Source organism: Oribacterium sp. oral taxon 078 str. F0263, assembly GCF_000469565.1.
Lineage (GTDB): Bacteria > Bacillota > Clostridia > Lachnospirales > Lachnospiraceae > Oribacterium.
Genome location: NZ_KI273108.1, coordinates 1 through 24991, shown reverse-complemented (window position 1 = coordinate 24991; position 24991 = coordinate 1). Strand labels below are relative to the sequence as shown.

Annotated in this window: 18 protein-coding genes; 15 read left to right on the top strand and 3 right to left on the bottom strand. The window is 55.9% G+C overall.

Annotation, left to right across the window (positions count from 1 at the left end; all coding sequences use genetic code 11):
• Nucleotides 1-26 precede the first annotated feature (26 nt).
• The 6 genes from HMPREF1986_RS05445 (at nucleotide 27) to HMPREF1986_RS05420 (ending at nucleotide 7905) form a co-directional block, all read left to right on the top strand.
• On the top strand, nucleotides 27-605 hold the full coding sequence (locus HMPREF1986_RS05445) for a TadE family protein (protein ID WP_021773785.1): 579 nt from the start codon (nucleotides 27-29) through the stop codon (nucleotides 603-605).
• 87 nt (nucleotides 606-692) lie between these two features.
• The gene (locus HMPREF1986_RS05440; RefSeq protein ID WP_021773784.1) at nucleotides 693-2255 is read left to right on the top strand and encodes a DUF6382 domain-containing protein; all 1563 of its coding nucleotides are present in this window, start codon (nucleotides 693-695) and stop codon (nucleotides 2253-2255) included.
• Between the two features lie 53 nt (nucleotides 2256-2308).
• The gene (locus HMPREF1986_RS05435) at nucleotides 2309-3076 is read left to right on the top strand and encodes a PP2C family protein-serine/threonine phosphatase (protein ID WP_009215449.1); all 768 of its coding nucleotides are present in this window, start codon (nucleotides 2309-2311) and stop codon (nucleotides 3074-3076) included.
• Nucleotides 3077-3353: 277 nt separating this feature from the next.
• Nucleotides 3354-5189 carry a serine/threonine protein kinase gene (locus HMPREF1986_RS05430; RefSeq protein WP_021773782.1) on the top strand — a complete coding sequence of 612 codons (1836 nt, stop codon included), beginning with the start codon at nucleotides 3354-3356 and terminating at the stop codon, nucleotides 5187-5189.
• On the top strand, nucleotides 5186-5890 hold the full coding sequence (locus tag HMPREF1986_RS05425) for a hypothetical protein (protein ID WP_021773781.1): 705 nt from the start codon (nucleotides 5186-5188) through the stop codon (nucleotides 5888-5890). The genes HMPREF1986_RS05430 and HMPREF1986_RS05425 overlap by 4 nt, the downstream gene beginning before the upstream one ends.
• A 41-nt stretch (nucleotides 5891-5931) precedes the next feature.
• Complete coding sequence (locus HMPREF1986_RS05420; RefSeq protein ID WP_196806106.1) at nucleotides 5932-7905, top strand: Ig-like domain repeat protein; 1974 nt, start codon at nucleotides 5932-5934, stop codon at nucleotides 7903-7905.
• 5 nt (nucleotides 7906-7910) lie between these two features.
• Here HMPREF1986_RS05420 and HMPREF1986_RS05415 read toward each other — a convergent pair whose 3' ends face one another.
• The 3 genes from HMPREF1986_RS05415 to HMPREF1986_RS05405 are packed head-to-tail and all read right to left on the bottom strand — an operon-like array spanning nucleotide 7911 to nucleotide 10618.
• Nucleotides 7911-8702, bottom strand: coding sequence for a hypothetical protein (locus tag HMPREF1986_RS05415; RefSeq protein ID WP_021773779.1), 792 nt, complete (start codon nucleotides 8700-8702; stop codon nucleotides 7911-7913).
• Between the two features lie 25 nt (nucleotides 8703-8727).
• Nucleotides 8728-9474 (bottom strand): pseudouridine synthase, encoded by a 747-nt coding sequence (locus HMPREF1986_RS05410; RefSeq protein ID WP_021773778.1) that lies wholly within the window; start codon nucleotides 9472-9474, stop codon nucleotides 8728-8730.
• A gap of 4 nt (nucleotides 9475-9478) precedes the next feature.
• Complete coding sequence (locus HMPREF1986_RS05405) at nucleotides 9479-10618, bottom strand: DUF4317 domain-containing protein (RefSeq protein WP_021773777.1); 1140 nt, start codon at nucleotides 10616-10618, stop codon at nucleotides 9479-9481.
• A 349-nt stretch (nucleotides 10619-10967) separates the two neighbouring features.
• Between HMPREF1986_RS05405 and HMPREF1986_RS12560 the strand changes: the two genes are divergently transcribed.
• The 9 genes from HMPREF1986_RS12560 (at nucleotide 10968) to HMPREF1986_RS05360 (ending at nucleotide 24887) form a co-directional block, all read left to right on the top strand.
• Entirely contained in the window at nucleotides 10968-12683 is a 1716-nt protein-coding gene (locus HMPREF1986_RS12560; RefSeq protein WP_196806105.1) for a polysaccharide deacetylase family protein, read from the top strand.
• Nucleotides 12684-13001: 318 nt separating this feature from the next.
• On the top strand, nucleotides 13002-14123 hold the full coding sequence (locus HMPREF1986_RS05395; protein WP_036599462.1) for a phosphate/phosphite/phosphonate ABC transporter substrate-binding protein: 1122 nt from the start codon (nucleotides 13002-13004) through the stop codon (nucleotides 14121-14123).
• An 874-nt stretch (nucleotides 14124-14997) separates the two neighbouring features.
• On the top strand, nucleotides 14998-15741 hold the full coding sequence (gene phnC, locus HMPREF1986_RS05390) for a phosphonate ABC transporter ATP-binding protein (RefSeq protein ID WP_036599450.1): 744 nt from the start codon (nucleotides 14998-15000) through the stop codon (nucleotides 15739-15741).
• Nucleotides 15738-16571 (top strand): phosphonate ABC transporter, permease protein PhnE, encoded by an 834-nt coding sequence (phnE, locus tag HMPREF1986_RS05385; RefSeq protein ID WP_021773771.1) that lies wholly within the window; start codon nucleotides 15738-15740, stop codon nucleotides 16569-16571. The genes phnC and phnE (HMPREF1986_RS05385) overlap by 4 nt, the downstream gene beginning before the upstream one ends.
• Nucleotides 16568-17380 carry a phosphonate ABC transporter, permease protein PhnE gene (gene phnE / locus HMPREF1986_RS05380; RefSeq protein ID WP_021773770.1) on the top strand — a complete coding sequence of 271 codons (813 nt, stop codon included), beginning with the start codon at nucleotides 16568-16570 and terminating at the stop codon, nucleotides 17378-17380. The genes phnE (HMPREF1986_RS05385) and phnE (HMPREF1986_RS05380) overlap by 4 nt, the downstream gene beginning before the upstream one ends.
• Nucleotides 17381-17597: 217 nt before the next feature.
• Nucleotides 17598-19136 carry a bifunctional metallophosphatase/5'-nucleotidase gene (locus HMPREF1986_RS05375; protein ID WP_021773768.1) on the top strand — a complete coding sequence of 513 codons (1539 nt, stop codon included), beginning with the start codon at nucleotides 17598-17600 and terminating at the stop codon, nucleotides 19134-19136.
• A gap of 402 nt (nucleotides 19137-19538) precedes the next feature.
• Nucleotides 19539-20630: a tRNA 2-thiouridine(34) synthase MnmA gene (mnmA, locus tag HMPREF1986_RS05370; protein WP_021773766.1), complete on the top strand. Its 1092-nt coding sequence runs from the start codon at nucleotides 19539-19541 to the stop codon at nucleotides 20628-20630.
• Nucleotides 20631-20964: 334 nt separating this feature from the next.
• Nucleotides 20965-22083 carry a 5-methyltetrahydropteroyltriglutamate--homocysteine S-methyltransferase gene (locus tag HMPREF1986_RS05365; RefSeq protein WP_021773765.1) on the top strand — a complete coding sequence of 373 codons (1119 nt, stop codon included), beginning with the start codon at nucleotides 20965-20967 and terminating at the stop codon, nucleotides 22081-22083.
• Nucleotides 22084-22691: 608 nt separating this feature from the next.
• Entirely contained in the window at nucleotides 22692-24887 is a 2196-nt protein-coding gene (locus tag HMPREF1986_RS05360) for a lipase family alpha/beta hydrolase (RefSeq protein WP_021773762.1), read from the top strand.
• The last annotated feature ends 104 nt before the right edge of the window (nucleotides 24888-24991 follow it).

Genomic DNA, 24991 nt, shown 5'->3' with positions numbered 1-24991 from the left:
TGGGAAAGGAATCCAAGGAGGAAATCATGAGAAATCAGGGACGGCAGAGCGGTTCCGTGACGCTGGAGGCGGCGATTATCCTTCCGATCTTCTGCGCGCTTTTCATGGCGCTGAACGGGATGTTCTTCATCTTCTCCGCGCAGAACCAGATCACGCACGCTCTGGTACAGTCTGCAAACAGCATGGGGATGGATGCCTACGCCAATGAGGCCATAGAATCCTTCTTTGACGAGGGCGGGCACTTCTGGGGGAGTCTCACCGACCTTTTCATGGATCTTGGGAGAAGGGCGATGACAAACGGCTATTATACCTCCCCGGATGACTGGTATGAGGATGGATCCGGGAGCAATGTGGCGAAGAGGCGCTTCGTCGCCTATCTCACCGGAACAGACGGCTCCTCCGGGGAGGGGGATGCGCAGGAAAAGCTGAAGAGGCTCGGCGTCGAGAACGGGCTGAGCGGGATGGACTTTTCGGTGGTGAAGGAGGATAAGGACTTCAAGATCACGGTGAAGTATAAGCTGTCATTTTGGTTCGACCCCTTTAATACGGCAAAAATCCCCATGGAGCAGACCGTAAAGGCCAGGCTTTGGGGAGTAAAAAAATAGGGAGAACGCTTTCCTGTATCGGCGTTTTCCCGGCGGGCTAAGGGACAGGGATCCGGGCTTTCCGGAGGGGATGAGGAGTGTAGAGGAATGAAAGAATTTAGCATTGAGAATCAGGGAGCGAACAGCTATCTTGTCTACGAGGTCGATGCGGAGGAGAAGCTGGACGCGATCAGCCTGGGGATGCTGACAGGGAACCGGATCAGAGGACTTGCTGCCACCAGCTTCATGCAGCTGGATGACAGGAAATTTATCCGCTTCAATATCACGGCGAAGATCACGGCGGACCAGTTTTTCAGCCGGCCTGTGACGAAGAAGAGCTTCCTCGGCGTCTTCTCCGGGATCGCGGACGCCCTGATCTCGGCGGAGGATTACATGCTGGATCCTCGCTCACTCATCCTGGATCTGAACGAGATCTTCACGGATGTGTCGACGGGCGAGAGCGAGCTCATCTGCCTCCCGATCGAGGACAGAAAGTCCGACAGGGATCCGAAGCAGTTTTTAAAGGAGACCATGTTCGGCGCGCAGTTCGATCCCTCTGAGGATGGAAGCTATGTGACGAAAATCCTGAATTATCTGAACGGAAATACCGCCTTCTCCCCCATGGATTTCAAGGGCCTTCTCGAGGATATCAAGAAGGAGGAGAAGCTCCAGGAAAAGGCGGAACGGAGGCAGGAGAGCGCGCTTTCCGGAGGAACGGAGGCCTCTCTCTTTCCGGAGAGCGCCGGAAGCGGAATCGGGAATGGAAATGGAAGCGGGAGCGGCAGTGTATCCGCAAGCTACAGCTCCTATCATCCCGCATCGGCTGCGCCGCTCTCTGCATCCCCCGCTTCCTCGGCAGAGCCCGAGGAGAGCACAGAGGAGAGTGTGGATATCCCGGAAGACATCCCGAAGGAGGAGCGAATCTCTCTCTTCTACCTTTTGCAGCATTACAATGGGGATCGGGCCAAGCAGTACATGGCACAGCAAAAGCAGCTGAAGGCGCGAAAGGCCGCTTTGAAGCAGGCATCTCAGCCGGCATCGGGAAAGCAGAAGCAGAAACAAAAGCAGAAATCCTTCGGCTTCTCCGTACCCGGTCTCGGGGGCGGAGAGCAGAACAAAGCGGCAGCCCCTCAGAAGGCAAACGGCGGAGCTCCGAAGGCAGACTTCGGCTTCCAGGTTCCCGGAAGAGCGCCGGCCCCCGCCGCAGAGAGCAGGAATCCGGCTCCGCAGAAGGAGACGGCCCCGCCGCCAAAGGCGGGAGCTCCGATCGGACAGAACTCCACGCTCAATTTCGGAGAGACGACCGTCCTCGGAGGGGGAGCGGGCATCGGGGAGACGACGGTGCTCAGCCATACAGAGCGGCCGGACGCCCCAAAGTCCCCTTTTCTGATCCGCCTGAAAAATAATGAGCGCATCCCGATCAACAAGCCGGTCTTCCGCCTCGGAAAGGAAAAGAGCTTTGTGGACTACCTGATCAGCGACAACGGGGCGATCAGCCGGAGCCACGCCAACATCGTCGGGAGAAACGGGAGCTATTATGTGGTGGACAACAATTCCACAAACCACACCTTCCTGAACGGGAAGATGCTGGAGAGCAATGTGGAGACCGCCCTGGAGGACGGCTCGAGGATCCGCCTCGGGAACGAGGACTTCGAGTTTAAGCTTCTTTGAGCCTTTCGCCCCGTTCTGAGTCCGGGACGGGGGAAAGCCGGGACAGAGGAGATATGAATTATATCGCTATGGCATCCTCGGATGCCGGTATGGTTAAGGAAACGAATCAGGACAGCTATTTCGCGGAGATCAGCTCGACACCGATCGGGAAGGTGGCCTTTGCCATCGTCTGCGACGGGATGGGAGGGCTGGACAGAGGTGAGCTTGCCAGCGCATCCGTGACGGAGGCCTTCCGCCGCTGGACCAAGGAGAGGCTCCCCTCTCTTTGCGTGCAGGAGATTCCGGATCAGGAGATCCGGCAGGACTGGACGGAGATCGCGCTTTCCTATAATGAGAAGCTCCAGCGCTACGGCAGAGAGCATCAGATCCGTCTCGGCACGACGGTGACATCTCTCCTCCTCACGGAGTCCCGCTACTATATCATGAATGTGGGGGACACGAGGGCCTACGAGATCACGAACCGCATCCTCCAGATCACGAGGGATCATACCGTGATCGAGAGGGAGATCGAGATGGGAAATCTGACGCCGGAGGAGGCGGAGACGGATCCGCGCCGCAGCGTCCTTTTGCAGTGCATCGGCGCATCGGAGGAGATCTATCCGGATTTCTTCTTCGGGAGACCGAGGCTGAATTCCGTCTACCTCCTCTGCTCCGACGGCTTCCGCCATAAGATCAGCAATGCGGAGATTCACAGGCATCTGAATGCAGATGTCTGCGCGAGCCCGGAGGAGATCAAACGGAATATCGATCGTCTGATCGCCCTGGATATGAGGCGGATGGAACAGGACAATATCACGGCGATCGCGATCCGTACCTATTAATAAAGAGGGAGATCCCGCCCCGGTTTTAGCAGGGACCTGGCGGCCGACAAGTCGGTCTAGCTCCTGGGACAGCCGAATTTTTTGAGCAAAAGTTTGGCATAAGGCGGACTCAGAGTACACAGGAGCACTTCCTGATTAAAGAGAAGTGCTCCCGGAGGGAGATCGGCGGATGCCCTCGGCAAGCCAAAGCTTCAGCGAAAAAGCTTGACGTCGGGCAGAGTCGAAGTGAGCCGGAGCACTTTTTAATCAAAGAGAAGATTAAAGAGAAGAGACCCCGGTGGGAGCTTGGCCGATCTTTCCCGGCTTTGGCATAGAGGGGGCGGAGCGGAGGGAGTCTGGCTGCTGTGAATGCAGCGAGGATTTTAAATCGGAAATATTGCCCGCTCTCCGGGGCGGGGATTTTTGGGAGGAAGCCATGCTCGAGATCGGCTCTGTGATAGATGGAAAATATAAAATCCTGAGCGTGATCGGGAGAGGCGGAATGAGCGTCGTCTACATGGCGATCAATGAGAAGGCCAACAAGACCTGGGCGGTCAAGGAGGTCCGAAAGAACGCGGTCATAGACTTTGAGGCGGTGAAGAGAAGCCTGGTCGTGGAGACCAATATGCTGAAGAAGCTGCATCACCCGAACCTCCCCAGCATTGTCGATGTGATCGAGAGCAGCGATGTTTTCCTCATCGTGATGGATTATGTGGAGGGAAACTCCCTCGGACAGGCACTTGAGGAGTACGGCGCCCTCCCGGAGGCCTATGTGATCGCCTGGGCCAGGCAGCTTTGTGATGTACTGGGCTATCTCCACACGCGGAAGCCTCCGATCATCTACCGGGATATGAAGCCGGGAAATATCATGCTGAGGCCGGACGGCAGGCTTTCTCTCATCGACTTCGGGACGGCGAGGGAGTTCAAGGCGGCGAAAAATGAGGACACCACCTGCCTCGGGACGGTCGGCTACGCCGCACCGGAGCAGTTTGGAAATGTGGGTCAGACCGACGCCAGGACGGATATCTATGGTCTGGGGGCGACCCTCTACCACCTCGTCACGGGGAAGAATCCCTCCGAGCCGCCCTATGAGATGAAGCCGATCCGGGAGATCGATCCGACCTTTTCACAGGGGCTTGAGAGGATCATCCTAAAGTGCACGGAGAAGAATCCGGAGGACCGCTATCAGTCGGCGGCGGAGATGATGTATGCTCTGGACCACATCGAGGAGATTGACGACAGCTTTCGGAGGAGACAGCGCTGGAAGCTGGGCCTCTTTCTCCTCGCGGCGAGCCTTGCGGCGGGCTTTTTCGCGACGGGCTTTCTCTCTGTTTATTCTGCGGACAGACAGGCGGCGGGCCGCTACGAGGATCTCCTGATGGACGCGAGGCAGATGTCCGACCTTAGGGAGAGGGAGGCCGCCTATGTGAGGGCGATCGCGATCCCGGATATGGGAGGAAACAAGGAAGCTTATCTCGCCCTGATCGAGGGTTATAAGGAGGATGGGAACTTCACGACGGAGGAGGCAGAGGAGCTGGAGTCTCTGATCCGGAAGCACCGGAATGAGCTCTTCCTGGATCTCCCCGGCTATATCGAGGTCTGCTACGAGACCGGAAAGCTTTTCTGGTACTATTACTCCTATGGGGACGGCGGAGAGAACCGCGTGACCCGCGCAAAGAGCGCCGCCGGCTGGTTCGAGACGGTGCTGAGCCTTGCGCCGAAGGAGGATCCGAAGAGAGGGATGGCGGAGGCCTATGCCACGATCGGGGCCTTTTACCGGGACATCGCGAGCAATATCGCGGAGGGAAAGGACAATGGGAGCTATGCGCCCCTCTTCCAGAGCATGGAGAGTCTGATCGACAGCGTGGCCTCCGATGAGAATGAGAGCGAGATGGTCCGCTTTGAGCTCATGAACTTTTCCGAGATGACATTGATGCAGTATGCGGATAAATTCCGGCGGGACGGGATCTCGGAGGAGAGGGCGGAAGCGCTGCTTTCGCTTCTATGGAAGCTCGGCGGGATGACGGAGGCCTCCAATGATACGACGGATGCTCTGAAAAAGGAGCTTCTGGGGCGGGAAAATGACGCGGAGGAGGCGATACGGACGGCATACGGGGCGGAGGCCGGCGCATGAATATAGAATCCTTAAATCAGTTTTCAGGGCTTTGCTTTATCCTGTCCGCGGTCTTTTTTCTCCTGGCCGTCGTATTGTTCATCGTCTTTCGCATTCCCCTGGTGATCGGCTATCTCAGCGGTCGGGCGGAGAGGAGGGCGATCGAGGCGATTCGGGAGAGGAATCAGGACACGGGAGGAGAAAGCGGCGCTCTGAACGGAGAGATCGATATGTCCCGCCTGAACCAGAAGAACCAAAAGAACTGGACAGAGAGGCTCCGGGAGCTCCGCTCTCCGGCATCGAGGCTCCGGGAGACGGCGGCATCCCTTATCGGCTCCGGAGAGATCGGAGGGAGACAAACGGGGAGCGGCTTTCCCCTTCCTCCCCTCTCCGTAGGAGAGAGCGCGGGGCGAAGCGGGATAGAGGAGGGAAGCGGCTCCGCGGAGACAGAGCTTCTCTATGATCCCTCCCGCTCTTCTTCCGGGGAGACGGCCCTGCTTTCCGAATTAGCGGAGGAGCCCTCCGATTCCCGTTCTCTCCCGGAGGAGGAAAAGACAGAGCGGAAAGAGAGAGCGGAAGAAAAAGAGGAACGGGAAGAGAAACCGAAAGAGGAAGAGAAACGGGAAGAAAAACAGGAAGAAAAACAGGAAGAAAAGCGGGAAGAGAGCTATCGGGTGGATGTGGAGATGGGATCAAAGACTGCGAAGGACTTGATCCGCTGAAGGAATCTATGAAGGATATTCGAAGGAAGGCTTTTTTCAATATGCGTTCATGGCATGGGAACTGGCAGAGGACTTTGCTCTGCCTTTTTTTTGGAATCGTTTTCTTAAGCCGCTCCGGGGGCAGCTTTTCGGCCTATGCGGTCGGAACGGAGGGCGGCGCCCCGGCTCCGAATGAGGCGGCTGCCCCGGCGGAGGCTCCCGCTCCGGCGGAGACCGCTGCTCCTGCCTCTAATGTTGAGATCAGCTTCAGCCTTTCCCCGGAGAACGGAGAGCCCGTCAACAATATCTACAACGGGGATATCAAGGTCTCTGTCCACGCGCGGGCCGGTCTTCTCGATCCCGCGACAGGCCTTCGCTCCGTCGAATACACAGTCTACAACGCGGGGGTGCAGACGCAGTCGGGAACGCTCTTTTCCCTTCAGGAGGGGCAGGGGAGCTCGGACGGAGAGGCGGATCGCTATGAGATCGATGGGGAATTTCTGCTGAAGAGCGAGCTGAACGAGGGAAATGAGATCCTCATCACTGTTCTTGCGACGGACAAGGCGGGGAATCCCGCGGCGCAGTCGGGGCAGGTCGCGATCGATGCCACCGCTCCTCTCCTCCGCATGGAATATGACAATAATGAGGTTCAGAACGGAAAATATTTCAAGCAGGGAAGGGTGGCCTATATCGCCGTCACAGAGCGGAATTTCTCCCCGGACAGCACACTGATTCAGATCGAGTCCTCCGATGCCGCTCCCCCCTCTCCAAACGGCTGGACGAGGCAGGACCCGGAGGATGGGAGCGACCCCGTCTGGACGACAGCCATCCCCTTTACCGAGGACGGAGAATACCTTTTGAGGATCTACTGCATTGACAGCGCGGGGAATGCCGCACTGAAGACGGACTACGGGAAGGGCACGGAGGCTCCGCTCGACTTTTGCATCGACAAGACGGCGCCCGGGCTGGGGATCGACGGGCTCAGCGCAGAGTCCGTAAATCCCGGCAATGTGGGGCCCTCTGTCCACTGCGAGGATCGAAACCTGGATAAGGACAGCATCCGGATCCGGCTCAGCGGAGAGAAGCACGTGGAGGGGGAGCCGGACGGAGATATCTCGGAGGGGGAGGGGAGCTACCGCTTTTCCCTCCGCGATTTTCCGCATACGAAATCCGAGGACGATGTCTATCGTCTCTTTGCGGAGGCCTCGGATCTTGCGGGGAATACAGCCTCCGCCGAGCTTCGCTTTTCCGTGAACCGCTTTGGTCCGACCTTTATCCTGGGGGAGGGGACGAGGGCGCTGAATGGGAAATACGCGAGAGAGCCCTCCGATATAGAGCTTCGTGAGATCAGTCTCGGTCCGGTCAGAGAGAGCAGCATGACAATATTTCGAAATGCCGTCCCCCGGAAGCTCGAGGCGGGGAAGGACTACAGCGTGGAAAGCTCCGAGGGGAGCGGGGGCTGGGTGGAAACGAGCTATACGATAGCGAGAGAGAATTTCTCGGAGGACGCGCTCTACAGCGTGAATCTCCGCGCCGAGGATCAGGACGGAGCGGTGACGGGCAATACGCAGGAGGAGAAGGGCGCAGCGATTCGCTTCGGCATCGACAGGACCGCCCCGGAGCTCTTCCTTCCGAACCTCGAGACAGGAGGGACCTATCCCACGGACAAGCTGGAGACGGATATCGTCGCATCGGACAACCTGCGCCTGGAAAGTCTCGTCGTCTATTTTGACGGGGAGGAGGCCAGGAGGTGGAATGCAGAGGAGATCGCGGAGAGCGGGAAGGAGGGAGTTTTTCCCTTTTTGATCTCCGGAAACAGCACGGCGCCGCACACGCTCAGGGTGCTTGCGGTGGATGCCGCAGGGAACCAGTCGTCCGTGGACATCACGGATTTCATCGTGACGACAAATCCGATTGCCCGCTTTCTCCGAAACCGGATCCTTATGCAGAACGCGCTGATCGGGCTTTTGCTCGCCGTCATTGCGCTCTTCCTGGTCGTAAACCTGAAGGAAATCCGGAAAAAACTGAGGAAATAGGATTTTCAGTCCAGAAAGAGCCGGAGAACCCTGCTTTTATCGATCAGAAAGATCGCCATGATCATGAAAAGATGCGCGATCAGAGTGCTCACGATGACGCCGTTTGACTTCCAGAGAAAGCCGGAGTGAAAGCCGTAGTAGATCACCGCACCCGAGTAGGCACTCATCAGGAGAAGGATGGGGAGGTTTGTGAGGATGCCCCGGAGATCGTTCAGGAAGTTTTCGAAGGTGACATCGAAGTAGACGAAGCGTCCGATGATCAGCGTCATGAAGTAGAGGATCAGATTCTCATAGTTCAGATCCTCGTAGATGAAGCGGATGTAGAGGAGGATCAGGACGACATAGAGGGCGCTCACAAGCCGGATGGAGGATTCCTGCTTTACATCAAGATGCCGAAGCGGCACGAGGAAGCAGTCCAGAAAGCGGTTCAGGAGCATGGAGATCAGGAGAAAGAGGATCAGCATCCAGTCCTTATAGCTCTTCCAAAGAGCGGAGAGCGGTCCGCCGATCCGGTCGTTTATGATGTAGTAGAGGGCCAGGATCAGGAGGACGGAGCAGCTCGCAAAGACCATCTCATAGAAGCTCTCGAGAATCTCCAGAGCCTTTAGGTCGCTCCGGGCGCGAGAGCGGGGGAATCCGCGCCCCTCCTCTTCCTCCTCCTCTCTCTCATCCCTTTTGTACTGAATCCGCGCCGCTGCGAGGATGAAGGCCAGAACGAGGAGGAGCCCCAGGAAGGAGATCAGGAAAAAGGGCAAGGCATTTTCGTAATTAAAATAGTGTTTGGCATAGCGGGACATAAAAACTCCTTTTCGGGCTGCTCTGTCAGCGCAGCTCTTCCGGGGCGGAAGAGGGAATTTCTTTCAGGGCGGAGATCTCCGCCTCTTTTAATTTTCGGTACTCTCCCGGCTTCAGCGCTTCGTCCAGCCTAAGAGGTCCGAAGGCGATGCGCTTTAGAAAGAGGACCTCCTTTTTCTTTGGGAGCGCGAGGAACATTTTCTTGATCTGATGGAATTTTCCCTCCGTGATCCGGACATATGCCTCGGATATTCTGTCCTCTTCGGAAAGAATCGTGAGCTCTGCGGGAAGGGCGGTGAGGGTTTCATCGTAGCGAAGACCGCGTCGAAAGAGCTCGGCGTCGGACTCTGTGAGTCTTCCGCTTACGCGGACGAAATAGAGCTTAGGCACATGGCTTTTCGGGCGGAGAAGCCTGTGGGAGAGGGGGCCGTCGTTACTGATGAGGAGAAGGCCCTCGCAGTCCTTGTCCAGACGCCCGACGGGGAAGAGGTCCCTTCTCCTGTTCTCTCGGATCAGGTCGAGAACCGTGCTCTGCTTTTTGTCTTTGGATGCGGATAGGACGCCGGCGGGCTTATTCATCATATAGTAGGAAAAAGCCTCATAGTGAAATTTCCTTCCGCGGTAGAGGACAGCAGGGGGATTTTCCGGATCGACGAAGAGGGAGGGATCCCTTGCCTCCTCCCCATTCAGGAGGACCTGGCCCTTCCGGATCTCTTTCTTCAGCTCCGAGCGGGAGGAAATCCCCATCTCGGAGAGGAATCGGTCGAGTCTCATCGCGCTAGTCCTCCGAGAGCTTTTGCCGGAGCCGGATGCCGTTTAACTCCAGATCATCCGAGATCGGAAGCAGGAGGTATTCCCGCCCATCTATGATCCGGCTTTCCAGAAGCTCCGAGAGCTCCGAGCTGATATTTAGCTTCAGAAGCTTGGATTTGAGCCGAAGCTCCTTTCCGGGGAGGATGTTCTCCGCGAGGAGAGGACTGTCGTCTCCCCCCGTTTTTTCCTCATAGTTTTTTTCGAAGCGGAGCAGCCGCTCCTCTTCGGCGCCGTTTTCGCGGAGCAGCTTTTTCATGCCCTCCCGGTCCAGGAGGGCGCTCTCTTCCCTTTCCTTTCCCTCCTCCACCAGCTGGGAGAGACTCTCAGAGATCCCCTTTACGGAGTCGAAGTCGCATTTTCTGCCCAGGACATCCTCTACGAGATCCCGGAAGAGGAGCTGCTCCTCCTTTTCCGCTCTCGGAAGCGGGGCGCCGAGAAGCTCCCCGGGGATCTCCTCATGCCGCTCCGCCGGCTTTTTGGCGTAGTAGAGTGCCTCATGGAGATCCGTGCTTCTCTCCCGGAAGGCGGGGAAAAGGAAGGCGCTGTCCGGCTTTTGCACAGCCCAGTCATCGCTCCGGCTCAGAAAGCTCCCCGCTGCCTTGTCATAGCAAAGCCCCTCCCGGAGCAGTGCCACAGGGCAGATGCAGCAGAGGAGAAAGGAGTAGACCTCCTCAGAGGCGTCCCCGAGACCCAGGCCGTCCGATGTCCTCCCCGGGATATCGTAGACGCCGCGGACGAGGAGGATGAGATATTTCCCGGCCTCCTGATAGCTTTCGATCACCCGGTCGAAAAATTCCTGTACGAGCTCCTCGTCCTTTAGCTCCGAGTTCAGTAGGCGGAGGAGAAAATGCTGGCGGCCTCCCTCCGCTTCCTCCGCGAGGGGGAAGGAGAGATTAAAGAGGTTTCTCCCGATTTTTCCGGAGAGAGCCTTTCGGAAGAGTTCACAGTAGCGGCTCATCTCCTCATCCTCCAGAGCGAGAAAAAGCTCGCGGATACTGCTGATCTTCTCCTTTTCTTCATTGACATAGCAGCCGCGCAGCCGGTCTATGCGGCAGTCGTTTCTCTGAAAACACTTCCTGATTTCGTTGATTTCTTTCTTTTCCATCTGCGGGCTCCCTCCGATCGCCGCTCTGCCTCCTTTGGAGGCGTTGTCAAAACTGGAATTCCGCTCTCAAAAGCCTCTCTCCATGCCGGATAGGATATGCCTTTTAAGAGTAAAAAGCGGGATGAAATCCTGGGAAAATGCGGGCAGGGGGCAGCTGCCCGGGAGCCGCCGGGCAGGAGCGTGCGGAATCATAATTCTGCTTCCAGGACAATATAAGCCTATGTTTTTAAAAATTCCAGTGATCTTAGGGGAATATTAAGAGAGTTTTATGGTATACTCTAAAAGTCATAGAAGACAAAAAGCATGCCGAAGGGCATTTCAATCATAGATTTAAAAAATGGGGCATAGGATGGACAGAGATGAGCTTCGCCGAAGGGCGAGAGAGAATAATAGAAAGCGTTTACAGGAGAGAAGAAACAGCGCGGGAAGGCAGAGCAGCCGCCGAGGGGGAGAGGAGGAAGGCGGGAAGAGCAGTCAGAGAAACGGGATAAAACTGGGACGCATCCCGCTCCGAAGCTCCCAGCGGACAGAGAGGAGCGCGGGGAACAGAGCGACGAGGCGGACGCCGGTCGGGGGCAGGGAACAGCAGAGAAGGAGGATAGAGCAGCAGAAGAGACAGAGGGCGCAGCAGGTTAGGATGTACCGGATCTTTGCCGTCGTGTTTCTGCTCTTCGTTCTCTTTCTCGGGATCAAGGGGATCGGTGCGGTGATCGGCTTTCTGGACCGGAGTCGGGCGGGACAGAGAGAGACAGAGTTTACGCAGCCAGAGAGCCAGAATTCGACGGCGCTCTCGGAGAGCGCCTCCTCCGCCCCGCAGAGTGAATCCGCCTCCGCCGTATCCTCCGTCGGCAGCTCGGAGAGTGCCGACCCGACGAAGATCCTCTCCGGGGGGCGCTACATCGATTCCACAAAGCCGCTGGTTGCTTTGACCTTCGATGACGGGCCGGACCAGCAGATCGACCAGATCATCATGGATGAGCTCGAGAAGGTCAACGGGAGAGCAACCTTTTTTGTGGTGGGGCAGAGAGTGCAGCGCTATTCCGCGGATGTGAAGTCGATGGCGGAGAGGGGACATGAGATCGGGAATCACTCCTGGGATCATGATATCCGCTTGAGCCGAAAGGGGGAGTCCTATATCAGCTCCGAGTTTTCGAAGACGGACGATGCCGTGAGAGCGGTCACAGGTTCGGAGACGGCGCTCATCCGGCTTCCCGGCGGAACGATTTCGGACGATGTGAAAAAGGCCGTGAAGAAGCCGCTGATTTACTGGACCGTGGACACCGACGACTGGAAGTCCCGGAACGCGCAGTCCGTGGTCGATATCGTGATGAATCAGGTGAAGGACGGGGATATCATTTTGATGCATTCCCTCTACCTCTCAACGGCGGAGGCGTGCAGGACGATCATCCCGGAGCTCTCCGCGAGGGGATATCAGCTTGTGACGGTCTCGGAAATGATCGCGCTTAGGCACGCGGAGGTTCAGGGCGGAAACGGAAAACAATACGACTCCTTCCCGCCGAACGGACAGTCCCTTTCCTCCGCGCAGACTCAGACGACGCAGACCCAGATGCAGACGACGACAGCGGCTGTCACAGGGCAGAGCCTGCCAAATGCCGCGGCCTTTGGCAGTATGCAGGAGAGCGGAGTCGGAGTACAGACGAGCTCTTCCGCGGGAGAGGGCTATGGAGCGTCGGTTCCGAGCAGCTCTGTCCCAATGGCCAGCATGCCCTATGAGAGCGCTTCCTCCGATCTTCGGGAGCTCGAGCGGGAGACGACAAAGAGCTCGGAGAACAGCTCGAAGAAGTCCGAAGGCAGCGGGAAAAAGAAGAGCTCCGAGAAATCCGAGACGAAGAGCAGCAGCAAGGAGAAGAAATCGGAAAGCACAAAGAGCAGTAAGAGCACAAAGAGTGAAGAGACGAAAAAGAAGAAGGAGACCATAGAGACGCAAAAGCAAAGCGGCTCTGGCAGTAAGGAGAATAATAACAACAGCAACAACAATGAGGGAGAGAGCGCGGGCAGGATGGAGGATGCCATCGAGGCCGGCGCGCCCGGCACACCGGAATAAGCAAGAGGGGCCGCAGCACAGAAAGCTGCGGCCCCTTTCCCTTCATGTGTGTGCCCGGCTTTCCTTTGGGAGGCATCAGCTGAGTCCTTAAGCGCCGGGGCAAAAGACGGCCTGCTTTTTGGCAGACAAAGCGTCAGATCGGCAGCAAAAATCGGGAGCGCTCCGACCCTGTGACTTATGCATATCGCTTGCGAAGTTTTCGGCAGGTGACTATAATAGTTTTCTGTAGGTTTTGGGACAGAGCTTTGGAGGGGGATGGGAAGCTTTCCGGGGCAGGGCAGAAGCCCGTTCTGTCCGTTCTTCATGGAAGGAGACAGTATGAAGAGATTGGCGTCAGTGCTTCTGACCGCGGCGGTGGGAGCGTCGCTTCTCACGGCCTGCGGAGGCTCCGGGGCGAAGACCGGGACCGAGGCCCCGAAGAGCTCAGAGGCAGAGGCCTCAAAGGGAGCGGAGGCAGCGGGGGAGAGCGGAGCGGAGAGCAAAGGAGAGATGAAGAAGCTCGACAGCTTAAAGATCGCATTCGTCCCGTCCCGCGAGCCGCAGGAGATCGTGACCGCGACTGAGCCGCTGAAGGGGCTTTTGCAGGAGGAGCTCTCGAAGCAGGGCTATGAAGTGAAGGATGTCGATATCACGGTCGGCACGAACTTTGAGGCAGTCGGCGAGGGACTGGAGGCCGGTACGATTGATGTCGGCTTTATCCCGGGGGGAACCTATGTGCTCTACTCTGACGGGGCGGAGGTACTGCTCACGGCGACAAGGGACGGACTTTCCATCGACTCCGATGATCCCAAGGTCTGGAATGAAAAGAAGCCGACAGAGGCCACGGATCAGCAGGTGACATCCTACCGCGCCCTGATGATCGCCGGTCCCTCCGAAAAGGGAAGGGCTGTCGCGGAGAAGGTAAATAAGGGGGAGAAACTCAGCTTCGAGGATCTGGATGCGCTGAACTGGGGCGTGATGAGTCCGACCTCTCCGGCGGGCTATATCTATCCGGCTCTTTGGATCAAGGACAATTTCCAAAAGAATATTACGGATTTAAGCCATGCTGTGCAATGTGATTCCTACGGGACCGCCTTCGCGAGGCTTGCGCAGGGGCAGCTCGATGTACTCTGCACCTATGCGGATGCCAGGAGAGACTTCGCGGAGAAGTGGCAGAGCGACTACGGCATGAAGGAGTCCATCTGGGATGATACCGACCTCATCGGTGTGACTCCGGCGATCTACAATGATACGATTTCCGTCTCGAAGAATTCAAAGATTATGGATGACGGTCTGAAGAAGGCACTGCAGGAGGCCTTCATCAACATCGGAAAGTCCGAGGAGGGAAAGAAGGTCATCGCCATCTACAGCCACAAGGGCTATGAACCGGCGAAGGACTCGGACTATGACTCGGAGAGAGCGGCACAAAAGGCGGTGCAGGAGCTCGGTCAGAAGAACTAAGAGAAGAATGCGCCAAGGCAGCGGGGAGAAAAACTGCACCTCGCTGCCTATTCTTATGCCGTATGAGCTCTCGCCGTGCGACAGCGGCGAAGGGCGCGAAGCGGACGGAGGCGCTGTCATAGGGCGAGGCAAGGGACATGAGCAAAGAAGCGAAGCGAGGAAGGAGCGGAGCGCTTTGCGAATGCCCGGCAGGATTTCGGGAGGCGGAAGCCGGAGAAATCCTGGCTCATACGGCAAAGATAGCCGGAGGAAGGACAGCGGCGAAGGGCGCGAAGCGGACGGAGGCGCTGTCATAGGGCGAGGCAAGGGACATGAGCAAAGAAGCGAAGCGAGGAAGGAGCGAAGCGCTTTGCGAATGCCCGGCAGGATTTCGAGAGGCGGAAGCCGGAGAAATCCTGGCTCATACGGCAAAGATAGCCGGAGGAAGGACAGCGGCGAAGGGCGCGAAGCGGACGGAGGCGCTGTCATAGGGCGAGGCAAGGGACATGAGCAAAGAAGCGAAGCGAGGAAGGAGCGGAGCGCTTTGCGAATGCCCGGCAGGATTTCGGGAGGCGGAAGCCGGAGAAATCCTGGCTCATACGGCAAAGATAGCCGGAGGAAGGACAGCGGCGAAGGGCGCGAAGCGGACGGAGGCGCTGTCATAGGGCGAGGCAAGGGACATGAGCAAAGAAGCGAAGCGAGGAAGGAGCGGAGCGCTTTGCGAATGCCCGGCAGGATTTCGGGAGGCGGAAGCCGGAGAAATCCTGACTCAAACGGCAAAGATAGCCGGAGGAAGGACAGCGGTGAAGGGCGCGGAGCGGACGAAGGCGCTGTCATAGGGCTTATTCGGAAACAGGCGCTGCGGAGGAGGCAGCGCGTTCAGCGGGAGAAAAAAATGATCAAGTTCGAGGATGTCGGGAAGAAATACCCAAACGGCTATGAGGCATTGAAGCATATCAATCTGGAGATTTCGCAGGGCGAGTTTGTCGCGATCATAGGGCTGTCCGGGGCGGGGAAATCCACTCTGATCCGGACGGTAAACCGGATGCACGATGTGACGAGCGGCAGGCTGACCGTAGACGGCGTGGATGTCATGTCGCTCTCCGGAAAGGCGCTCCGCCGCTTTCGCCGGAAGATCGGCATGATCTTTCAGTCCTTTAACCTGATCACGCGGACCAGCGTCATCCGGAATGTGCTGACGGCCCTGGTTCCGGATATGCCGCCGCTCCGCTCCGCTTTTTCGATCTATACGAGGGAGGAGAAGCTCCGGGCGCTCGAGTGCCTGGATAAGGTCGGGATTTTGGACAAGGCCTTTGTGCGGGCAGATCAGCTCTCCGGAGGGCAGCAGCAGAGAGTCGCGCTTGCGAGGACGCTCGCCCAGGATCCCCGCATCATCCTCGCGGACGAGCCGGTCGCGGCCCTCGATCCGGTCACGGCGAAGCAGGTCATGGATGATTTTAAGAGGATCAATCAGAAGATGAAGATCAGCATCCTTCTGAATATCCATCATGTGGATCTTGCGCTCCGCTACTGCGACAGGGTGATCGGGATCCGGGCGGGGGAAATCGTCTACGATGGTCCGGCGTCCGAGGTCACGGAGCCGGTGCTGCATCAGATCTATGAGGGGGAGGAGGGATGATGTACGATAAGCTTTTTCCCCCGAGAATCTATCGCCTTCCGGACGGGAAGGAGGCGGCGGAGAAGCGCTCGAGGGCGCCGCTCTATCTCCTCCTTTTCCTCGTTTTCTCCGCACTTTCTGTGAAGATCACGGGCTTCCGCCTCTCTGTCCTTCTGTCCGGCGGAGGGAGATTCTTCTCCATCCTCGCCGCAATGTTTCCGCCGAATCCGGCCTATTTAAAGAGCGTTATCGGGCCGATTCTGGACACGATCAAGATGTCCTTTCTCGGCTCCTTCCTCGGCTCCCTTCTCGCCCTGCCCTTTGCGATGCTGGCCTCGACGAATGTCTGCAAAAGCCGCGCCCTGGTCATGCTGATGCGCCTCCTCTTCAGCCTCGTCCGGACCCTCCCGACGCTTGTATCTGCGCTGATCGCGACCTTTATCTTCGGACTGGGGACGATCGCGGGGACGACGGCGATCGCGGTCTTTTCCTTCGCCTATATCGGAAAGATTCTCTATGAGGAGATCGAGACCGTGGATATGGGGGCCTTCGAGGCGATGGAGGCCATGGGCGCGACGAAGGCGCAGGCCTTTCGCCATGGGATCCTGCCGCAGGTTCTTCCCTCCTACCTCTCCAACAGCCTCTATAACTTTGAGGGAAATGTCCGTTACGCCGCAATCCTCGGCTATGTCGGAGCAGGGGGAATCGGCCTCATCTTGAATGAACAGCTCGGATGGAGATCCTATGCCAATGTGGGGATGATTCTCCTCGCCCTCTTTGTCACAGTATTTTTCATTGAGACCATAAGCCGGGAGATCCGGAGAAGACTGGTGAGAGGAGAGGCGAGATGAACGAAAGAATCGAAAAAGCCTATGAAGAGAGACCGAGGGAGCTCGTCTATATCCTGCTGCTCGTCTTTCTCCTCCTCGCCCTCCTCCTCTGGAGCCTGAGCGGGATGGAGAGCGCCGGGACCGGCGGAGCGAGCGGATGGAAGATGGCACTGAGCATCTTAAACGGCATCGCCCATCCGGATCTTAAGCTCCTCTTCTCTCTCACTAAGAACGGAGTTCCCTATCTCCTCTTAGAGACCGTGTGCATTGCCTTTCTCGGGACGCTCGTCGGGGCGATTCTCTCGATTCCTCTGGCCTTCCTCTCCGCCGGGAATCTCGCGCCAAAACCGATCGCCTTTCTGGGGCGGCTTTTTATCATGGCAGTCCGCACTGTTCCGGCCTTCGTATACGGGCTTATGTTTATCCGAGTGACCGGTACGGGAGCCTTTGCCGGTCTTATGACGATGTCCCTCTGCTCGATCGGGATGGTTTCAAAGATGTATATCGAGGCGATCGAGGACCTGGATGAAAAGATCCTGGAATCGCTGGATGCGGCGGGGCTGAACAGCTGGCAGAAAATCCGCTATGGCATCCTCCCGCAGCTCATGCCGAACTTCGCCTCCACTGCGATCTATCGCTTTGACATCAATCTGAGAGATGCCACGGTCCTGGGACTGGTCGGAGCGGGCGGAATCGGAGCGCCGCTCATCTTTGCGATGAATGCCTACCGCTGGAGAGAGGCCGGGGCCATCCTGGTGGGGCTCACGGTCCTCGTTCTTTTCGTGGAATGGATTTCGACAAAGATCCGCGTCCGTCTGACGAGAGGATAACGATAGAGAGGATAAGAATTAGATATCCTTGTACAATCGACTCCCCATAAGTGCAAAAGGAGAGCCGGAACCGGTAAAGGAGAGTCGGCTGAAAAAGGAAAAGGCCGGGGAAAATCCGGAAAGGGAAGCAAAAAAGAGGGGCCGGAGAAGAGGAGTCAGAGAATAGGAATCAGAGAAGAGGAGCCGGAAGGGAAGAGACAGAGGAGGAGAGACTAAGATGAAGAGAGCGTTTCAGCTGATCTATACGTCGGATATCCACGGGAAGCTCTTTCCGCTGGACTACGGGACCGGGAAGAAAAAGGACTGCGGACTCTTGTCCATGGCAAGCCGGATCAAAAGAGACGGGAATACCCTGGTTTTGGACGGGGGAGATAATTTGCAGGGAAGTCCCCTCCTTCAGTATTTTCTGGAGCACCGAAAGGATTTCTCCTTTCATCCGCTCGCAGAGGCCTTCGGGGCGATGGGGCTTCAGTATTTCACGATCGGAAATCACGACTTTAACTTCGGCTACGAAGTGCTCCGGGACTATCTTCAATCGATGCGGGCTCGGTGCCTCTGCGCGAATCTGTCGGATCTTCGGGGGGAGCTTCCGCTCCGAAGGACCGCTTTCCACAGGCTGGAGAACGGGCTTACGATCGGGCTTTGCGGGATCGTGACAGATTATGTCAATGTCTGGGAGAGCCCGGAGCATCTTTCGGGGCTTAAGATCACGGACGCCCTTACTGCGGCAAAGCGCTGCTATGAGGAGCTCCGGAGGAACTGCGATATTTCGATCTGCATCTACCACGGGGGATATGAGGAGGAGCTTTCGAGCGGGAGGAAACTCACGGATTCCCGGGAAAATATCGCCTGTGAGATCGCGAGGGAATGCGGCTTTGACATCCTCCTCACGGGGCATCAGCATATGGCGGTGGAGGGGAGGCGGCTCTTCCGAAGCTTTACGGCACAGCCCCCCGCCAATGCAGAGCGCTATCTCCTCTTTGAGGGGGAGCTTGAGACAGGGAGTGGGGAGAGACATCTCTCTCTCTCCGGGACGCTGCTTCCCTCCGGAAATGTCCCTTCGGAAGAGGCCGCGAAGAAGCTTTCCGCACTGGAGGAAAGGACGGAGCGCTGGCTGGAGCAGCCGATCGGAAGGCTTTCCGAGCGGATCGGGCCGGAGGAAAAGCTCAGAGCGGCGAGGTACGGAAGCAGGATCGCCGCGCTGATCAATGCGGTGCAGCTTGCGGAGAGCGGAGCGGATTTCTCCTGTACGGGGCTTTCCAATGAAGAAGCCTATCTCGGGCCTGAGATCAGCATCCGAGATATCTATCGGATCTATCCCTTTTCGAACAGCATGGTGGTGAAGGAGGTGGACAGGAAGAGCCTTAAGGAGGCGCTGGAACGCTGCGCGTCCTATTTCACGCTGGACGAAGAAGGTAAGCCCGCGATCTCCGGGGAATTTCTGGAGCCGAAGATCGAGCATTACAACTATGATTTCTATGCGGGGCTGGACTATGCCTTTGACCTCAGGCGTCCGATCGGGGAGAGGGTGGCATGGCTTCGGAGACTCAGCGGAGAGGAGCTCTCGGAGGACAGAAGTTACCGCCTCGTCATGAGCAATTACCGGGCGAGCGGAACCGGAGGCTATGGGATGCTCGCAGCCTGCAGGACGCTCTCCGAATCACAGGACAACACGCAGGATCTCCTTATTGCCGCGATCCGGAGAAGGGCAGAGCTTTCGCCTCCGGATAACTTCCGCTTCCGCCTTCTTTTCTAGGCAAATGGAAGCTCTGGCTTATCCTTTTGGCGGCTTCGAATTATCACAGGGGAGCAGGCCCCGGAAATCGCGCTGGGCGCAGGAATCCTGATTTAGGAGCAATATAACATCCATCCATCGAAGCCGGGCCTCGGAAACCGTGCAGGGCTTAGGAACACCGCAATACCGAGAGATTCAGAATAGACAGAGGCTTATTCAAAGGATGTACTCCTGCTGGCTTTGTACCGCAATGCCAAAAGATCCGGCAGGAGAGTATCTCATCGGAAATGATAGGGCAGGGCAGAGGAAGCGATATCCCTGAAGGGGACAGAAATGGGATCTGTTTCCTGAAGTATAGGGCAGAGGCTGCAGAGACCGGAGGGAAATGACTGTGGACGGAAAGGAAGAGAAGCGGTGAGCGGAATGGGGAAGAAGGCGCTTGTTGCCATGAGCGGCGGGGTGGACAGCTCTGTCGCGGCGGCCCTTATGAAGGAGCGGGGCTATGACTGCATCGGAGTGACCATGAAGCTCTATGAGAAGGAGGGAGGAGGGACCTGCCGGGTCGGGAGCTGCTGCACGGCAGAGGACGCGGAGGATGCGAGGCAGGCTGCCTCCGTGCTCGGCATCCCCTACTATGTCTTTAACTTTACGGGGGACTTCGAGAGAGAGGTGATCCGGCGCTTTGCGGAGATCTATCTCAAGGGAGGGACACCGAATCCCTGCATCGACTGCAACCGCTATATGAAGCACCGCCGTCTCTATCAAAGGGCCAGGGAGCTGGGCTTTGACTCGATCGCGACAGGGCATTACGCCAGGGTTTCCTTCGACGCCGGTAGAGGACGCTGGCTTCTCAAAAAGGCGAGGAATGCCGCGAAGGACCAAAGCTATGTTCTCTACTTCCTCTCTCAGGAGCAGCTCTCGCATTCCGTCTTCCCATTGGGGGAGTTCGAGACGAAGGAGGAGGTTCGGGAGCTCGCGGAGAAGCTCCATTTTTTGAATGCGAGAAAGCGCGACTCCCAGGACATCTGTTTTGTGATGGAGGGAGATTACGGAGATTTCCTCGAGTCCTACCTCGGGAGAAGCTTTCCGCCCGGGAACTTTGTGGATGAGGAGGGAAGGATCCTCGGGCGTCACCGCGGGATCGTCCGCTATACGATCGGACAGAGGAAGGGGCTCGGTCTCTCCTTGGAGGCTCCGATGTATGTCTATGAGAAGGATCTTCTGAAGAATGAAGTTTATCTGACGAGAGGGGAGAAGCTCTATCAGAAGGAGCTGATCGCGGACGATTTTAACTGGATTCTCTATGATCCCTCGGAGATCAAAGGGGCAATCCCGGTCACGGCGAAGAGTCGCTACCGGGCGAAGGAGGTCCCGGCCGAGGCGGAGCTCCTCCCGGATGGGAGAGTCCGTGTCCGCTTTCAGGAGCCGGAGCGCGCGCCGGCCATAGGGCAGGCGATCGTTCTCTATGAGGGAGAAAATGTCGTTGGGGGCGGTACGATCCAATCGATTTCCTGACTGAGGAAGGGATAAAAGAGGAGAGAAAGCGATAGAGGTAATAGAAGGAATAAAAGCAATAGGAGCAATAAAAGCAATGGATCAATAAAGGTAATAACGGTAATAATAGAGATAACGGTAATCAATGGAATAGAATAGATAAAGGGAATGGAAGGAATGAATGTGCTGAATCCGATGAGAGAAGCGCAGACCATCGAATATATATAAATTGAAACTATAGACAGCTCATGCTTATAAGTATTATGCGGGAGAGCCGGAAGGGAATAAGATGGGAGCATCAAAAGCCATGGGTAGATCGAGCTGATCCAAGCCGCGCGAGGAGGAGAATAATACGATGAGCAAGCTGAGAACGCCGTTTCGCTATGATTTTGTGGGGAGCTTTCTGAGACCGGAGAGATTGAAGGAGGCGAGAGCCGCGCGGGCGCGGGGGGAGATCTCGGATCAGGCGCTCGAAAAGGTCGAAGAGGAGTGCATCGCCGATCTCGTGAGGAAGCAAAAGGAACTCGGCTATCACGGGATCACCGACGGGGAGTTTCGGCGGAGCTACTGGCATCTGGACTTTATGTGGGGGCTGCAGGGACTAGAGCATATCGAGCTTGACCACGGCTATTTCTTTCATGGTGAGGAGACGACGCACGGCTCCTGCCGGGTGAGAGGAAAGATCAGCGGAGAGGATCATCCCTTCGTCCGCTGCTTCCGCTTTCTGAAGCAGTTTGAGGATGAGAATACCGTCGCGCGGCAGACGATCCCGGCACCGGCGCAGACCCTGGCCGAGCTCTTCCGGGCGGACAATGCGGAGGAGACAGCGAGGATCTACCCGGATACGGAAGAACTGATCCAGGACCTGGCGGCTGCCTACCGCAGAGTGATCCTGGACCTCTACGGAGCGGGATGCCGGAATATTCAGTTCGACGACTGTACCTGGGGAATGATCGTAGATGATGTCTACTGGAAGGCCCGGGTGGGAAACGGCAGCACGCAGGATGAGGAGGCATCGAGATATCTCAGGATCAATAATCTCTCGCTCCGGGATCTGCCGGAAGATCTTACGGTAAATACCCATATCTGCCGCGGTAACTACCATTCCGCCTATGCGAGCAGCGGCCCCTATGACAGAGTCGCTCCCTATGTCTTTGCCGGCGAAAATGTCCATGCCTTTTATCTGGAGTTTGACGATGAGAGATCCGGAAGCTTTGACTGCCTCTCCCGGATTCCGGAGGGAAAGAAGGTCGTGCTCGGACTTGTCACGACGAAGCGGCCGCAGCTTGAGGACAAGGAGATCCTGAAAAAACGGATTCACGATGCATCGAGATTCGTGCCTCTGGAGAGGCTGTGCCTCAGCCCGCAATGCGGATTCGCGTCCTGCGAGATCGGGAATAAGCTCACGGAAGAAGAGCAGTGGAACAAGCTTCGACTCGTGAAGGAGGTCGCGGAGGAGGTCTGGGGAAAGTAAGCGGCTATCTCCGCCTGGATAGTTCTGGTATTGCCTCACCGGGGAAGGAAAGCCTTCTCCGGTGAGGGACTTATGCCGGAAGATGGAGATAGACCTATAGAGCTTTTTGCAATGAGTAGAATCTCGCAGCGCCGATAGGCTCCGATAGAAAAACATTTCCGAGCAGGAATTTATTTTTCCTTTTTAGAATACTTATTGTGCTTTCTCTCCAAGAAGGAGGGATAGAATTCTCTATTTCCATTTTCAGGAAAGTCATTTTGGACCTTTTATTTTTCTCTTTGCGGCCTTATACTTTATCTTGAAGAAGATAAGAGTTTCGCATTCGATTCTTATCGGGGGGATTCCCCTTTTCCGGAAAAGCTATCTCTTTTATCGCCACAGGCCTTTAATACCGGTTTTTTCTCTCAGGCATATGTCCCCGGTGTTTGGCCCTTGTCTCATTTTTCAGATCGCCGGCTATTGTCGGCTGGATGTCCATCGATTGGCTCCTATTGTTCCGGTGCTGTCGATGATATCTGTTGCTTTTTATTCCGGAATTTCTGTATATTTTTCATTATGGTTTAACATCTTCCCCCGACTGGAGCTTTTCTCCGGCGGAAGCCCCTTTTATGGAGACAGCCATGCTCGACGAATTCAGCAGAAAAAATAAAGCGGCCGCCGATTCACAGCCTTCCTCCCAAAACGCGGAATCCCCTTCTCATTCCTCGGATTCCGCTTCTGTACCTCCGCACTTTGAGGCGCCAAAGCTCGGCGTCTCCCGCATCGCGCAACTCGAAAGGGCGAAGAGGGAGGGAGCAGACTATCGAAAGCAAAGAGAAAAAGAAGAGAAAAAAGAAGGAAAAAGGGAAGGAGAGCAGGAAAAGCAAAAGACAAGTCAAAGTGGGGCTGTTGAAAATGGGGCCGTTGAAAAGCAGTCGGAAGCAAAATCCCGGGGCCAATCCCAGGCCTCAGATTCCATTCCTCCGGAGATGCAGTTCTCTCAGACTTTCATCGACAGCTTTTTTGAGGAGAGAGAACCCATCCCTCCCCTTACGGAGGAGGAAGAGAGGGAAGTCTATCGGATTGTCAATGAATACTTTCTGGAGCACCCGCCTGAAGGTGCCGATTACCTCGTGACCGGAGCGGCTTTCATCTGTAAATACTGCCAGGAGACGAATGGGAGCTGTGAACCCGTGAGGATTCTACGTGCCGACCACGGCGTCTATGCGGACCATGGGAGGTTTGCGCTCCTTGGCTCAAGGGATCAGATTGACGATGACCATCCCTGCGGAAGATGTAAATATCTGAAGTACGTGATTCCAGAACCACGGGGTGCCGATTCGGAAAATATCCGTGGTCTTTGCATCAATATCCCTCACTGGGAGAACACTCCTTCCGTTTACTTTCGGGATGGCAGTAGTGCGCTCACCATGGATTCCTACACGGTTTGCAGCCATAACCCGGAAGCGATCATAAGACCTATTTCCTCTGGTCAGGAATATATGAGGAAAGTTCTTCGCGATGATCGCAATGGAAATCCAATTATTATTGTTCCGGGAATCATGGGTAGCCGTCTCTACCAGGATACTTCACAAAATGCATGGGGAGAATGTCAAAGATACAACGCCAGAACGAGGATATGGGATCCCGACCCGTTCAGTATTCTTAAGGTCGATGATTATCTCGCACCCGAATCCAGTCATTCCGTTTTAGTCCGTCCCTGTGAGAATCAGAACTATGCCAGACCTTGTTATGCGCAGGGAAGTGTAAAGCTGGACGGAAGGGAATACGGCACTCAGAATTTAGCAAAAGCCTTGGTCGACGGTCTTTGTGAATGTGAGAAGCTGGGTCATCGACGGGTCTATATGTTCAGCTATGACTGGAGGCAAAGCAACTTCATAAGTGCGACGAAGCTACGGAGATTTATCGAAAAGCTTTGCAAAGAGGAGGGTTTCGAGAAGGTCGATCTTATCGGCCATTCCATGGGTGGCCTGCTGATCTCTTCCCTCTATGCCGGATATATTGTAGTTGATGGTATAGCAGATCCCCTCTTTACGATAAGGGACCTCTCGATCCGATCTAAGATTGATAAGATCATAACTCTGGGGACGCCCTATGAGGGAGCACCGAAACTGATTGATGCGGTAATAAATGAGCATGTGCTCAGTTCGGATGCCGAACTCAATCTTAAAGGCAGACTGTCAGATTTTTGTCTGGCCGTTCTGGGTGGACTTTCAAAGAGGATAAAATCCTCCTTCCGGGGGGTCGCCGAGTTAATCCCAACAAAGAGTTATGTTGATACCGGGCGTATTCATGTCAATCTACCATTTAGCGGTTCTCCAGAAAGGCAGGGGATTGACTACAGTTCTGAGTATGAGGACTATCTGAACTGCTGTAAGAAAATCTTCAATGAGGAGATCATAGAAAAAGCGGTTCGCTTTCAGAATGCCATCCGGGAAAACGGGAAGAATATTTTGCTAGGCTACTCGAAGGCTTTCTTTATCATTGGAACAGGCTACCCCACTCTATACAATATTTTCCTTGAAAACAGCGGTGAGGAATTTGCTCCTTATTATGATAAAGCTATCTATACCTTTACGAGGAGAACCGGAGAAAAATACGGTGATGGAACCGTTCCCTATTTTTCTTCAACGATGGGAACTACTCTCCCTAATATGGCGAAGGAACGTTTTTGCAGCTATCGAGGAAAGCATGTGGAGCTTTGCAGCCGCTCCACTTCCCTTTACACAAAAAGGGAAAGAGTCAGTGTCCTGGATAATATTGTCCATATTCTATTGCACGGCTCTATGTTGGCCCATGAATAAGGAGGCAGCGATATGAGAGAAAATTCGTTGTTGAAGGCTTTTACGGACATTTTCCATAAGGCTCTGTCTTTCCTGAAAAGGATTCTCTCTTCTCCCGTGGGGAG

Bases quoted from the DNA above. Each gene is read 5' to 3' on its own strand.
- HMPREF1986_RS05445 (WP_021773785.1), top strand. From the start codon at position 27: ATGAGAAATCAGGGACGGCAGAGCGGTTCCGTGACGCTGGAGGCGGCG.
- HMPREF1986_RS05440 (WP_021773784.1), top strand. From the start codon at position 693: ATGAAAGAATTTAGCATTGAGAATCAGGGAGCGAACAGCTATCTTGTC.
- HMPREF1986_RS05435 (WP_009215449.1), top strand. From the start codon at position 2,309: ATGAATTATATCGCTATGGCATCCTCGGATGCCGGTATGGTTAAGGAA.
- HMPREF1986_RS05425 (WP_021773781.1), top strand. From the start codon at position 5,186: ATGAATATAGAATCCTTAAATCAGTTTTCAGGGCTTTGCTTTATCCTG.
- HMPREF1986_RS05420 (WP_196806106.1), top strand. From the start codon at position 5,932: ATGCGTTCATGGCATGGGAACTGGCAGAGGACTTTGCTCTGCCTTTTT.
- HMPREF1986_RS05415 (WP_021773779.1), bottom strand. From the start codon at position 8,702: ATGTCCCGCTATGCCAAACACTATTTTAATTACGAAAATGCCTTGCCC.
- HMPREF1986_RS05410 (WP_021773778.1), bottom strand. From the start codon at position 9,474: ATGAGACTCGACCGATTCCTCTCCGAGATGGGGATTTCCTCCCGCTCG.
- HMPREF1986_RS05405 (WP_021773777.1), bottom strand. From the start codon at position 10,618: ATGGAAAAGAAAGAAATCAACGAAATCAGGAAGTGTTTTCAGAGAAAC.
- HMPREF1986_RS12560 (WP_196806105.1), top strand. From the start codon at position 10,968: ATGGACAGAGATGAGCTTCGCCGAAGGGCGAGAGAGAATAATAGAAAG.
- HMPREF1986_RS05395 (WP_036599462.1), top strand. From the start codon at position 13,002: ATGAAGAGATTGGCGTCAGTGCTTCTGACCGCGGCGGTGGGAGCGTCG.
- phnC (WP_036599450.1), top strand. From the start codon at position 14,998: ATGATCAAGTTCGAGGATGTCGGGAAGAAATACCCAAACGGCTATGAG.
- phnE (WP_021773771.1), top strand. From the start codon at position 15,738: ATGATGTACGATAAGCTTTTTCCCCCGAGAATCTATCGCCTTCCGGAC.
- phnE (WP_021773770.1), top strand. From the start codon at position 16,568: ATGAACGAAAGAATCGAAAAAGCCTATGAAGAGAGACCGAGGGAGCTC.
- HMPREF1986_RS05375 (WP_021773768.1), top strand. From the start codon at position 17,598: ATGAAGAGAGCGTTTCAGCTGATCTATACGTCGGATATCCACGGGAAG.
- mnmA (WP_021773766.1), top strand. From the start codon at position 19,539: ATGGGGAAGAAGGCGCTTGTTGCCATGAGCGGCGGGGTGGACAGCTCT.
- HMPREF1986_RS05365 (WP_021773765.1), top strand. From the start codon at position 20,965: ATGAGCAAGCTGAGAACGCCGTTTCGCTATGATTTTGTGGGGAGCTTT.
- HMPREF1986_RS05360 (WP_021773762.1), top strand. From the start codon at position 22,692: ATGGAGACAGCCATGCTCGACGAATTCAGCAGAAAAAATAAAGCGGCC.